Origin of the sequence: Paenibacillus turpanensis, assembly GCF_011421635.1 — a bacterium.
Lineage (GTDB): Bacteria > Bacillota > Bacilli > Paenibacillales > YIM-B00363 > Paenibacillus_AK > Paenibacillus_AK turpanensis.
In genome coordinates, this window is sequence record NZ_WTLI01000012.1 from 84786 (window position 1) to 96817 (window position 12032).

At 53.9% G+C, this 12032-nt stretch carries 10 protein-coding genes; 9 read left to right on the forward strand and 1 reads right to left on the reverse strand.

The window, feature by feature from the left end; genetic code table 11:
• Positions 1-191 precede the first annotated feature (191 nt).
• From GQS10_RS12760 to GQS10_RS12795, 8 genes are all read left to right on the forward strand, one after another.
• Entirely contained in the window at positions 192-2048 is a 1857-nt protein-coding gene (locus tag GQS10_RS12760) for an ABC transporter substrate-binding protein (RefSeq protein ID WP_166242716.1), read from the forward strand.
• A 123-nt stretch (positions 2049-2171) separates the two neighbouring features.
• Complete coding sequence (locus GQS10_RS12765; protein ID WP_166242718.1) at positions 2172-2900, forward strand: amino acid ABC transporter ATP-binding protein; 729 nt, start codon at positions 2172-2174, stop codon at positions 2898-2900.
• Between the two features lie 31 nt (positions 2901-2931).
• The gene (locus tag GQS10_RS12770; RefSeq protein ID WP_166242720.1) at positions 2932-3801 is read left to right on the forward strand and encodes an ABC transporter substrate-binding protein; all 870 of its coding nucleotides are present in this window, start codon (positions 2932-2934) and stop codon (positions 3799-3801) included.
• 78 nt (positions 3802-3879) lie between these two features.
• A complete protein-coding gene (locus GQS10_RS12775) occupies positions 3880-4539 on the forward strand; it encodes an amino acid ABC transporter permease (RefSeq protein WP_166242722.1) in 660 nt (219 codons plus the stop codon).
• Between the two features lie 14 nt (positions 4540-4553).
• Positions 4554-5204 carry an amino acid ABC transporter permease gene (locus tag GQS10_RS12780; RefSeq protein ID WP_166242724.1) on the forward strand — a complete coding sequence of 217 codons (651 nt, stop codon included), beginning with the start codon at positions 4554-4556 and terminating at the stop codon, positions 5202-5204.
• A gap of 322 nt (positions 5205-5526) precedes the next feature.
• Positions 5527-6210, forward strand: coding sequence for a chromate transporter (locus GQS10_RS12785; protein WP_166242726.1), 684 nt, complete (start codon positions 5527-5529; stop codon positions 6208-6210).
• A 2-nt stretch (positions 6211-6212) separates the two neighbouring features.
• Positions 6213-6761 carry a chromate transporter gene (locus GQS10_RS12790; protein WP_166242728.1) on the forward strand — a complete coding sequence of 183 codons (549 nt, stop codon included), beginning with the start codon at positions 6213-6215 and terminating at the stop codon, positions 6759-6761.
• 86 nt (positions 6762-6847) lie between these two features.
• Entirely contained in the window at positions 6848-8053 is a 1206-nt protein-coding gene (locus tag GQS10_RS12795) for an ROK family protein (RefSeq protein ID WP_166242730.1), read from the forward strand.
• Between the two features lie 75 nt (positions 8054-8128).
• Here GQS10_RS12795 and GQS10_RS12800 read toward each other — a convergent pair whose 3' ends face one another.
• Complete coding sequence (locus GQS10_RS12800) at positions 8129-10027, reverse strand: ABC transporter substrate-binding protein (protein ID WP_166242732.1); 1899 nt, start codon at positions 10025-10027, stop codon at positions 8129-8131.
• Positions 10028-10152: 125 nt separating this feature from the next.
• Between GQS10_RS12800 and GQS10_RS12805 the strand changes: the two genes are divergently transcribed.
• Positions 10153-11706, forward strand: a complete 1554-nt coding sequence (locus tag GQS10_RS12805; protein WP_166242734.1) for a DUF4153 domain-containing protein — start codon at positions 10153-10155, stop codon at positions 11704-11706.
• The last annotated feature ends 326 nt before the right edge of the window (positions 11707-12032 follow it).

Consider the following 12032-nt stretch of genomic DNA (forward strand, 5'->3'; position numbering starts at 1 on the left):
AACCGGCAATGCGAATCCAGATGGCGGTGTCATACCGCTGAAACAGCTGCATCATTCGTTGACTCATCGTTCTCACTCCGTACTCTTGGATTGGATGAAGTTAATTATAGATTGATAAGGGGAATTTAAAAGTGTATATTTATCCGCATAAATTTCCTCTTTTATTTTTGAGGAGAGCGGAGGCGGAGCCATTGCATTTATCAGATTATTACCTTGAGCTGCGCAGGCGATATGAACAGGTCGGAGAGGCGGAGCCGGCGGCGGTCACCTTGGAGGAGCTCTCCGGCTTGTTAAACTGCACGCCGAGGAACGTGAAGCTGCTCTTGAAGCGGATGAAAGAAAGCGGCTGGATTTCGTGGCTGCCGGGACGGGGACGTGGAAATACGTCGAAAATCATTTTTCATGTGCCGCTGGATCAGCTGCTGCTGGATCAAGCCAAGCAGCTCGTGGAAAAAGGCGATTTAACGAGAGGCTTGGAACTGATCGGAGGACTGGAGGACGCGCAGGCAAGGGTCGTCTTTTTTGATTGGCTGGGCGAGAGGTTTGGGTATCGGGAGGAGCGTAAGGCGGAGCGGCTTTGTGAAACGCTGCGCATCCCATTTTATAAGAAGGTCATGACACTGGATCCGGCCTATACGGTGTATGGGCTGGATTCGCATTTTTCCCGGCATATCTTTGATACGTTAGTAAAATACATTCCAGAGACAGGACAGTTTGTGCCGCATTTGGCCTACGCATGGGAAACGGATGAGGAGCGGCTGGAATGGACGTTTCATTTGCGCAAGCAGGTGTTGTTCCACCACGGCAGAGAGCTGAAGGCCTCCGATGTGGTGTATACGGTGGAGCGGATGCGCAGCCCGAGCTGGAATTCGCCGTTTAGCTGGATGGTGGAAGAGATTGAGGGTGTCCGGGCGGTTCGGGAGCACACCGTTGTGTTCCGCTTACATCGGCCAAACCGGATGTTTCTGAATTATATTAGCTCGGATCGCATGTCGATCGTACCCGAAGAGGTGTGCAGCAGGGAGAGGGAGGCTTTTGCGTCGGCTCCCGTCGGAACCGGGCCGTTTCGGGTCGTCCAAAATGACGACTCCAAGCTGGTGATGGACGCATTCCCGCTGTATTTCAAGGAAAGAGCCCTGCTCGACCGGATCGAGCTGTGGGTCATCCCGGATTTCAATCAAACAGAAGGCTGGACATCCGGAGTTGATGAAGCGATGACCTATTTGCCGTTTATCGACCGTGATGACGAAATGCCCTCCGGCTGGGGGCAGGTATATGATGCGGGAGTCCATACCAAATACGTTGTGTTCAATCTGCGCAAGGATGGGCCGCATAAGGATGAACGCTTCCGGCAATCGGTGCTTTCCTTTATCCGTGAAACGGGGTTTTGGCGCGGAGAGGGCGCGAGTCGTCTAACGCAAGCGGAAAGCTTCTATTATACGGAGGGCGAAGCAAGCGGATCGGTTATGCGTACGGGGGTGTCTGAAAGCAAAGGAGCGGTAGGCGATACGTCTGCAGCTCTTCCAAGGCCGGGCTCCTTCGGCATTCCATCGCTTAAGCTGGGGTATACGTCAATCCGACCGGAGGAGGAGGCGCGTCTGCGCGAAGCCTTTGCGTCTGAAGGGATTGAGCTCTCGATGGAACGGATGCCGCGAAGCCGTGTAGAAATCGGTGACGAGTTTGGAGACACCAAGGAAGGACTGCAGTTTGATGCAGTGATCTCGGGTGTCATTATAGACGGCGACGATCCGCAGCTTTCCCTCATTGAAACCTATGAAACGAGAGCCTCCTGCTTGGCGGGGTATATGGATGATGCGGCTTATCAAGAAATTAAGATGAAGCTCCATGCGATTCGTGCCGAATCGGACAGTCGAAAACGTGGTGAATTGTTCGCAAAATTAGATCGTTGGATGGAAAAATCGGGCTATTTGACGTTTTTGTATCATAAACATATGAAAACGACACATCATCCTTCCATGAAGGGCGTGCATGTGAACGGGCTAGGATGGGCGGATTTCCGTAATATATGGTTTGAGAAATCCGTATGACAAAAGAAAACGACCTGGAATAAAAATCCTTGCCAATAGGTTGGGACCTGTGTAAAATAACTTTTATGTTATATTTCTTAACGCAAACTGTTACATAAGTAGCGAGAAAGAGGGGTGAGTATTTTGATCCGGTTTCAAGAGGTCGATAAGTACTACGGCCAGTTCCATGTACTTAAAAAAATCGATTTAGAGATTCAACAAGGGGAAGTCGTTGTTGTTATTGGGCCATCCGGTTCCGGGAAAAGTACACTGCTCCGCTGCATCAACCGTTTGGAGACCATTTCAAGCGGTACGCTTGCGGTCGATGGAGTTGCTGTTAATGACAAAAAAACTGACATTAATAAGCTCCGTCGTGACATTGGCATGGTATTTCAGCATTTTAATTTGTACCCGCATATGAAAGTGATCGACAATATTACGCTCGCTCCCGTTAAGGTGCTCGGTGTGTCCAAGGAGGAAGCGAAAAAAACCGCAATGTACTACCTGGAAAAGGTAGGGATTCCGGATAAGGCGGATTCGTATCCGTCGCAGTTATCTGGAGGCCAGCAGCAGCGGGTTGCGATCGCGAGAGGACTTGCCATGAAGCCAAAGATCATGCTGTTCGATGAGCCGACCTCGGCGCTCGACCCGGAGATGATCGGCGAGGTGCTTGATGTAATGAAGACACTGGCCCGTGAAGGTATGACAATGGTGGTCGTCACGCATGAAATGGGATTTGCCCGAGAGGTGGCCGACCGTGTCGTCTTTATGGATCAGGGACAAATTGTGGAGGTAGCTCAGCCTGCCGACTTTTTTGCGAATCCGAAAGAAGAGCGGGCGAAAGCGTTTTTGGGGCGTTTGTTGAACCATTAATTATAGGGGAATGAGAAAGGGGTCTATTCAAATGAAAAAACCGTTGAAGTGGCTGAATGTGAGCTTGGTTGTTTTACTTTTTGCAATGGTGCTTGCGGCATGCGGCGGCAAGGAAGAGCCGGCGCCGGCTAACAATGCCGGAAGCGGCGGTTCTGCCGGAGGCGGTGCTGCAGCTGAGGTGGACAGCGAAACGCTTAAGGCCATTCAAAAACGCGGCAAGCTTGTTGCCGGCGTGAAGTACGACACGAAGCTGTTCGGTCTTAAGGATCCTGCTTCGGGGAATGTAGAAGGCTTCGATATCGATATCGCGAAGGCGCTGGCGAAGGAAATTCTCGGCGACGAAACGAAGGTGGAGCTGAAGGAAGTAACGTCCAAGACACGCATCCCGATGCTGCAGAACGGCGAAATCGATCTGATCATTGCGACGATGACGATTACGGAAGAGCGTAAACAGCAGGTGGACTTCTCCGATGTTTACTTTGCTGCAGGGCAATCGTTGCTGGTGAAGAAGGGCAGCCCGATCCAAGGCATCGACGACGTGAAGAAGGACACGAAGGTGCTTGGCGTGAAAGGCTCAACATCGGTGAAAAACATCCGTGAAAAAGCGCCGGAAGCAACAGTTCTTGAGTTTGAAAACTATCAGGACGCATTCACTGCGCTGAAAGCAGGCCAGGGCGATGCGCTGACAACAGACAACGCAATCCTGTACGGCATGATGAAGCAGGACCCGAACTTTATTGTCGTCGGCAAGCCGTTCACGGATGAGCCTTACGGCATTGCGATTAAGAAGGGTGACGCAGGCTTTGTGAAGACCGTCAACGAGTTCTTGGCCGAGCTGAAGAAGAGCGGCGAGTACGATAAAATTTATGAAAAGTGGATCGGCGAAACGCCGGCTAAATAAGACCGATCGTATTGACGGGATAGGCGGCTGCCGCCTGTCCCGTTATTCATTTGCTGGAGAGAGGAGGCCGATGGGAAGATGAAAGTATCCGATTTCTCGGTGCTGTTTGACTACTGGGACCGGTTTGCGGAAGGGTTTATGAATACGCTGCAGGCTAGCATCCTGGCACTGATTGGAAGCTTCCTGCTGGGGACTCTGATTGCTGTGATGCGAATTGCGCCGGTGAAGCCGCTCAATTGGCTCGGAACCGCTTATGTTGAATTTATTCGTAACATCCCTTTATTGCTGGTCGTGTTTTTCTTTTTCCTGGGGCTGCCGTCGCTTGGTGTACCGCTGGACGGGTTTTCTGCGGGAACGCTTGGTCTGACCGTATATACGGCATCCTTTATCGCGGAAGCGATTCGTGCGGGTATCCAGTCCGTGCCGAAAGGCCAAAGCGAGGCGGCACGTTCGACGGGCCTTACTTATGGGCAGACGATGCGATTCGTTATCCTGCCGCAGGCGGTAAAAATCGTCATTCCGCCGCTCGGGAATCAGTTTTTGAATTTGGTTAAAAACTCCTCGATTCTCGGAGTGGTCGCAGGTCTGGATCTCATGTATTACGCCGATTCCGTGAATTCCGATACGTTCAAGACGTTTGCCGTGTACCTCCTGGCGGCCGGATTTTATCTTATTATAACGATTCCGCTCAGCATTGCCGTTCATTATGCCGAACGGCGGCTGGCGAAAAGCTCGTAGAGGGGGGACCGACGATGGATTTTCTCGGTGCCTATTCGCCGGATAATTTAAGCTTTATTATGGAGGGCTTCGGCGTCACGCTGAGGGTGGCATTTTTATCGATATTATTCAGCTTTATTCTCGGGACAATTATTGGAGTTGTAAGGTATGCAAAACTGCCGGTGCTCTCCCCCGTGCTTGCCCTTTTTGTCGAGATCATCCGGAACCTGCCGTTGCTGCTTATTATCTTTTTTACTAAATTTGCGCTCCCGCAGGTTGGCATTAAGCTCAGTATCGAGTGGGCGGCGATCATGGCCTTGACGGTATTCGAAGGGGCAATGATTGCAGAGATTGTGCGCGGCGGGCTCAATTCGATCGAAAAAGGACAAATCGAAGCTTCGCGCTCGTCGGGTATGACCTATACACAAACGCTGTGGAATATCTTGCTGCCGCAGGCGCTTCGCCGCATGTCGCCGCCGATGGTCAGCCAGTTTATTTCGCTTCTGAAGGATACGTCGTTGGCGATCGTGATCTCACTGCCGGAACTAATGCACCATGTGCAAATTGTCGGAGGCCAGCAGTTCAGCTTCGTAGTGCCGCTCCTGCTGCTTGCAGCTTTGCTGTATTTTACAGTGAACTACATTCTCTCCATCATCGCTCGGCGCTTGGAAGCACGAAGAGTGTAGCAATCCGCTCCGTGTGAGCTCCCAGCGCGCGGTGTTTTGTTTAACAAGCGGTATAAGGATAGAGTGAATATTTAGGATCGGAATTGAAAAATCAGGAAAAAATACGAGAGAGTTGTCTTTCTAGACAGCTCTCTTTGTTTTTGTAAAAATGAAATAAAGACTGACCGAATTCAGAGTGGATTACTGGGTATTAGCGGAGAAACAGGGTGTTATCTAACCATTTTTGCTCAACTTTATTCCAAAATGAAAAAAACTAAGGTATACTAAGTGTAACCGAAAGTAATCGGGAGGAATTGCGAACCAAAGAAAGGGGGCGACAGCGATGGCAGCAGCAGGGGAAGGCAAAACCGTGTCCAAACCGGCAGCCTGGAGAACGCTGGTACAGCTGTTTTGGTCGTTTTTCAAGCTTGGTCCTGCGACCTTTGGCGGAGGTTATGCGATGATTCCGCTTATCGAGCGCGAGGTGGTGGAGCGGAGGCGCTGGGTAGAGCAAGAGGAAGTGACCGACATGTTTGCGGTGTCCGGTTCCATTCCGGGAGCGATTGCGATCAACTCGGCGACATTCGTCGGCTTTAAGATTGCCGGAGTTCGCGGAGCTGTCGCGGCGACCATCGGTGTGGTATTGCCCACCTTCCTTATCGTTCTTGGCCTATGCTTTGCGTATTTGCAGGTGCAGACGCACCCGATTGTTGAAGCGGCATTTAAAGGCATTCGCGCCGCTATTGTTGCTCTTATCGTTTATGCGGGAATCAAAATCGGCCGGACGGCCGTTATCGATAAAACAACGCTGGCTGCAGCGGCGGCGGCGGTACTGCTTCTTCTATATTTTAAGCTTCACCCGATCGTCATCATTGCATGCGGGGCGCTGACCGGAGTAGTTGCGGTGCTTTTAAAGGAAAAGATGGGATACCGGATCCGCCATATTTCCAAGGAAGAAGAGAAAGAACAGGATAAAGAAAAGGACAAATACGTCTATCAGGACTATTTCGTCGGGGATGGGATATAACCATGATCCTAATGGAGCTGTTTTGGACGTTTTTAAAAATCGGGTTTGTTTCCTTCGGCGGCGGTTATGCCATGATCCCCGTCATTGAGCGGGAGGTGACGGCGCACGGCTGGTTGACCATGGAGCAGTTCATGAATTCGATCGCGCTGGCCGGGATGTCGCCCGGACCGATCGCTACGAACAGCGCGGTGTTCGTCGGGTATCAGACGGCGGGGCTGCCTGGCGCGGCTGCGGCGCTGGCCGGGATTGTGCTGCCTTCGCTGGTGCTGGTTATCGGGGCGGCGGCATTTTTCTATAAGGTGCACCATAACAAATGGGTGAAATCGGCGTTTTACGGCCTGCGTCCGATTGTAACCGGCTTGATCTTGTACGGAGCGATCCGCTTCGGTTTGGGAAGCTGGAGCGGGGGCTTCGGCGCCATTGAGTTTGGCAAGCTGCTGCTGCCGGCGCTCATCTTTGCAGGAGCGTTGTATGCACTGGTAAAGGTCAAAATGCATCCGTTCTACGTGATTGTTCTAGCCGGTGCGGCCGGTATCGCAATTTTTTCATAAGCGCTTCTCTTGATCGAAGAGAGCGCTTTTTTTGTTGTTCTGCGGGGTGGGAAATTGTGATAGAATCGAACCGGGAGGGACCTCCAATGATGCCGATAGAGGAACGGATTACGAACCGCAAGATGAAGGATTTATATGAGCTGATCCGCAGGCAGGATACGGTGTCGAAGCAGGAGCTGCTGGAGCGCAGCGGCTTGAAAGGCGGTACGCTGACGCGGCTGCTGGAGGAAATGGCCGGGCAGGGCTTGATCGTGGAGGTAGGCTTCGGCGAGTCGACCGGCGGACGAAGGCCGATCTTGTATCGAACGAACCCCGGCTACGGTTATGTGTTCGGTTTAGAAATATCGCGGATTCATACCCGCTTGATTTTGTTTGATATGCAGCTGGAGAAGAAAGACCATAAAACATGGCTGATGGGCGAAAATATGACTCCCGGCGTGTTCGTGGAAGAAGTGTCGGCGGAAATGGAGCGGATGCTGCAGCGTCACGGCTTGCCGGTCACGCTTGTGCTCGGCATGGGGATCGGCGCGGTCGGGCCGCTTGATCGGGAGGCCGGCGTGATCGTTGATCCGCTGTATTTCCCGGCGAAGGGCTGGCGCGACGTGCCGATCTGCGCGATGTTCGAGCAGCGCTTCCGCTTCCCGGTGCAGCTTGATAACGGCGCCAACACAGCGATTCTTGGCGAGTATTGGGCGGACCGGCCGCATGAATACAAGCATCTGCTGTATGTGCATGGGGGCGTGGGCCTGCGGTCGGCGATGATGACCGGAGGCAAGGTGGTGTACGGCGCCGTTGATATGGAAGGCGCGGTCGGGCAAATGATCATTCAGGCGGACGGTGTAGCCCCCCGCCAGGAGGAAGGTAATTTCGGGGCGCTGGAATCATACGCCTCGATTTATGCCATTGAGCAGCACGTGCAGGCCATTCTGAAGACGGGCCGGCCGTCGCTGATTTTGGAGCTGGCGGGGCACCCGGAGCGGGCCGTATTCGGCCATGTGGTGGAAGCGGCGCGGCTGCAGGACCGCCTAGCGGTCGAGGTGCTGACGCAGGCGGCGGTGTTTTTTGGTATCGGGCTCGCCAATCTGCTCAACGTGCTGCATCCCGAGAAGGTCATTCTCGGGGGACCGTTGATCACGAGCCATGATCTCGTGTTTCAGACGGCGACGCAGGTTGCGATTCGCAAGACGTATTATTTCCCGCAGTACCAGGTCGTGTTCAGCCGCGGCAAGCTTGGCGACGACGCCCTCGCCGCGGGCGCCGGCGTCATGATGCTGAACAGGCTTACGGAATAGCGGCAGTAAGAAAACATAGAGCGTGAACACGTATTTACACGGACCGGCCCAGGAAGGCCGGCCGGTCGTGCGGTGTTACGCTCTTTTATCGTTTTGCGGGCGCAGCCACAGCTCCTTGAACGAGACCCATCCGGCTGTGCGGTCGTCGATACCGCCGATCGAGGGGTGGAACGCGACGTGCAACCGGCGCCGGTACAGTACGTGCAGGACGCCCGCTGTCGTGAGCTCCCGCTCGATCGCACGGAGCAGCTCGAGCCGTACTGCGGCGTCCTCTGCTCCGGCGAGTTCCGTCAGTAGGCTGTGCGCTGCCTCGGCGACTCCCGGCTCCATATGCCCGCGCATCGTGTGATACAAGTCGGCGAGCCGGAGCTCGGCATCGTTGTCGAGCATGATGCCGAACAGCAGCAGATCGGCCTCCAGACGCTGCGGGCCGCGGAACTGCTCCGGCGTCAGCAGCTCAACGGTAAGCGACAGGCCGGCTTGCTCGGCCGCCGCTTGGACAGCGGCTGCGTCATGGGCGTAGCTTGGAATGGTGATGAGGCGCAGCGGGCGCTCCTGCAGCTCCGGGGAGGGCGCTAGAGGCGGCTGCTTCTGCGCTTGGGACGAGACGTGGTTCGAATCCTCCAGCACACCGGATTCGATTTTTTCCGCCGCTGAGTCCTCGGTCAAGAAGCTGCCGCCGGCCAGCAGCTCCCCTGTTGCCGGGCCTTGGGCTGCGGCAAGGCCGCGTACGACGGCTTCTGGCGCTAGAAGACGAAGCAGGGCAAGCCGGGTATCGCCGCATTGCAGCGGACCCGGCTTTTTCGTATTTACGGTAATGAACTTGCAGGATGTGCCGACATGAACGGTATGCCGCTGTGAAGCTTTTCCGCCGGCGCCTGCATCGGTGGCTGCTAAATGATGGAGCACGGGGAATGATTCCAGCTCCGCGTCCTTTTCCTCGGGGGTAATCCCGTTGGCGAACCACCCTGAAACATTCCACAGCTCGATCCGGTCCAGATGTGCCCGGCCGGCATAATGCCGCGCGAATGCCTCAAGCACGTACACCTCGCTGTGATCCGCGTTGAAGCGATAGGCGCCAGTGCCGACAGGGTGGAGCCGGAGCCGTTCCGGGTCGGAGCTGACCAGATCCATGGGTACAATGGAGGCCCGGCTCGTCCCTAAGAACGGCAGAAAGAAGCCGTTTTTCTCCTTAAGGCGTATCTTGACGGTAAACGGATCGGCGGCCTCCACGTGAACCATCTGCCGGTATACCCACTGGTGCAGACCGGCCCCGCCGGAGGCAAGCAAGCGCTGCAGCGAAAAGACGACATCCTCGGCATCCATTTCTTTTCCGTGATGAAAAAGCACGCCTTTCCGCAAATAAAACGTCCACACCGTCCCGTCCGGACTGCATTCCCAGGCGTGGGCCAAAGCCGGCGCGTCCAAGCCGGTCATACGGTTATAGGTGACAAGCCCGTCGTACAGCTGACGGACAATATGCGATTCCACGGCAAAGGTCGTATGAATCGGATCCAGCGAATAGAGCGGCTGCCGCAGCGGAAAACGCATCGTATCGACGCGGCGCGTTTGCTCGTAGGCGATGCTTTCGCCAAAGAGGTTGTCTACGAGCGCCGGAAGAGCGTCGATGGCCCCGGGACGCTGGCGCTTCATCAGCTCGTCCCAGCCGCTGCCGCGCAGCACATCCTCGAGCCGCTGCCGTCTTTGCAGCGCGGCTCTGGCGGCTCTGGCAAACCACGCCTGCAGCGAGCATTTCAGCACGAGCCGGGAGCGTTTGCCGCGGCCGCGTTGGGCCTCCCACTGCACCCAGTCCTCTTCTTCAAGCCTTCGCAGGATGAGGGCGACGTTGCGTCGCGTGCAATCCAGCACTTCGGCAAGCTGATCGGTTGTGACGAGCACGCTGGGCTTTCCGCCCTGTGCTTCCTCCGTCCCGAAGGCGTGCAGCAGACGCAAATAATGCCGTTCGATGATCATGCGAATGAACCTCCCGTACGTTTCGAGAAAATAGGAACTTTTTCATGCGTAATGTTTCACTTTTATTTCTTATTTTAGCAGGTAAAATAAGAAAGGAAAGTAAAATGATGAAAGGAAGAGTGAACATGAGTTCCGAAAGCAACAGCCACTCTGTCCCTTACAGCCGCTATGACCTGACGCTTCTCGCCGTGACGGCGGGGTTCGGTATAGGTTTTGATGTCCTGTTCGTCCAGCAAGGCCTTGGAATTTCCGTTCCGCTTTTTGCGGCGGCCTTATACATAATGAGCATCCGCGTGCTGCGGCTGGAGCGAAAGGAATGGCTTCGCGACGCCTCGGACATCGTACTGCTCGCCTGTATTACACTGCTATGTCTTACCTACGCGCTCACCGATCAGCCGCTGTTCCAGGTGCTGAACGTGGTGGCGCTGCCGCTGTTGATTACTGCGCATTTGCAGCGTGCGGCAGGGGGCGTCGTGCTCCTGTGGCATGATTGGCGCCGCGGATTTAAAGCATTAGGAGGAGTGGCAGGTCCCAAAACGATCGTAAGAATGGCCATTCCGTTCCGCATGGCGGGGGCCATGTTCTCTCCCCGTTTCCGAAAAGAGCGTTCGCGCCAGCTGCTGCTTGTGCTGCTGGGGCTAATCATTTCGTATCCGCTGCTTATCGTTGTACTCACCCTGCTCTCTTCTGCAGACCGTTTATTCGGCAGTCTTCTGGAGGTGCTGCCGGAGTTTCTCGGACAATTGAACATACAGACATGGCTTCCCCATCTGATCTGGATTGTACTGGTAGCGATCTATTTGTTCGGCTACATGAGCCGATTGATCGAGGCGCGCAAGCAAAGCGTATTGAATGATTGGGCAGGAGGCCCGGCTTCGCCCTCCACTTATGTTTCGATCGGCCTAGACCCGATCATATCGGGCACCGTGCTGACCGTCGTCAATCTCGTATACGTCCTGTTTGCGGTGATCCAAATTATTTCGGCATTCGGCGGTCTGCGCGGGATGCTGCCCGAAGATACGACTTATGCGGAATATGCGCGGGAAGGCTTCTTCGAGCTGTTGGCCGTGTCGATCATCAACTATGTGCTGTTCCTAGGTATGCATCTCGTTTGTCAGCGGAAGGACAGCAAGCTGCCTCGCGGGATTAAAATTTTGCTTGGTATACTTACGCTTTGTACATTAGTTATCGTGGTCTCCGCCTATATTCGTTTATCGTTGTACGAAGAGGCGTACGGCTTCAGCTATTTGCGTATTCTTGTGCATGCGTTCTTGATTTACCTTGCGGTGATGTTCGGGCTTGCCATCTACAAGCTTTGGAAAAGCAAATTTAATCTGGTCGGCTGGACGCTGGCGGCAAGTGTCATTGCTTACACAATCGTCAATGCTATGGGGATTGATGCGATGATCGCACGCGGCAACATCGACCGGTACCGGGAAACCGGAAAAATTGACGTGGAATATTTGGGAGATCTATCGGCGGATGCCGTTCCTACGCTTGTAAGGTGGTATGAAGCGGATGGGCGGGAGGTTCCCGGATTGGAAGTGCAGCTGGCAGATAAGCTTCGACGCTTAAAGGAGGATGCTGCGGAAAGCTCTTGGACGGAGTGGAATCTACCGAAGCAGCGGGCGTTGAATTTGCTGGATGAAGCGCTGAATAAGAAGGATCGCGAATTGTAAAATACGAATTTCAGGCTGTCGGTTATCTATCGTGACCGGCGGCTTTTTTGCTATCAGGTACTAAAGAAAGATAGTCCTTACGAGAAGCAGCATCATTTTAATACACTAAGGTTACCAAACGAGAAGGGTGGTAGCTCAAAAATGGATCTACGTAAAATTTGCGCTTGGCTCTCTTTCATCTTGTTTCTGTCGGGTGTAATAAGTTTTTTGCGTGATTCTACGATAATTTTTCATTCCGAGTATTTTGTGTTCTATGGACTGGCTGTGGCTGGGTTTATTGTCAATCTAATTGGCCGTCGTTTGGAAGGAAACTCAAATTTCTTTTA